This window comes from Corynebacterium sp. MSK004, from assembly GCF_030232515.1.
GTDB lineage: Bacteria > Actinomycetota > Actinomycetes > Mycobacteriales > Mycobacteriaceae > Corynebacterium > Corynebacterium hesseae.
The window spans coordinates 1-437 of record NZ_JASPKB010000025.1 but is presented as its reverse complement, the minus strand read 5'-3'; the positions used below and the strand labels follow the sequence as shown (position 1 = coordinate 437).

Here is a 437-nt window from a genome sequence, read left to right as displayed (position 1 = left end):
CGTTCCTCACTTTATTCCTGGCTTAAGCAGTACGGCACCGGCAAGCGTGCCCGCACGAAGACCATGCGTGACAAGGCGAAGGCGACGACTGATTCTGAACGGATCCGCCAGCTAGAAAAAGAAGTCTCTAAGCTGCGTGAAGAACGCGATATCTTGCGCAAGGCCGCGAAGTATTTTGCCGAAGAGACACGCTGGTAATCCGCTTCCAGTTTGTCTATGACCATCGAACCGAGTACTCGGTCAAGCGGATGTGCCACGTGTTAAAGCTCAATCGCTCCTCGTTCTACAAATGGGTCAACACCCGCGAAAAACGCAGGTTAAAGACGTGTTCCGATGCTCTTCTTGGGGCGAGAATCAAGGCCATCTTCGATGATGAGCACGGGCTTTATGGTGCTAAACGCATCGCTGCAAGTCTCAACGACGATACGGACTTTCCT

The 437-nt window shown here is 52.4% G+C and carries 1 protein-coding gene and 1 pseudogene; both read left to right on the top strand.

Annotated elements, in window-relative coordinates; genetic code table 11:
- A pseudogene (locus QP999_RS13365) lies at window positions 1–198 on the top strand (IS3-like element IS3502 family transposase); the annotation flags it as partial.
- Window positions 199–257: 59 nt separating this feature from the next.
- Window positions 258–437: IS3 family transposase (locus tag QP999_RS13360; protein WP_284848468.1), on the top strand; the 180-nt coding region annotated here is incomplete at its 3' end.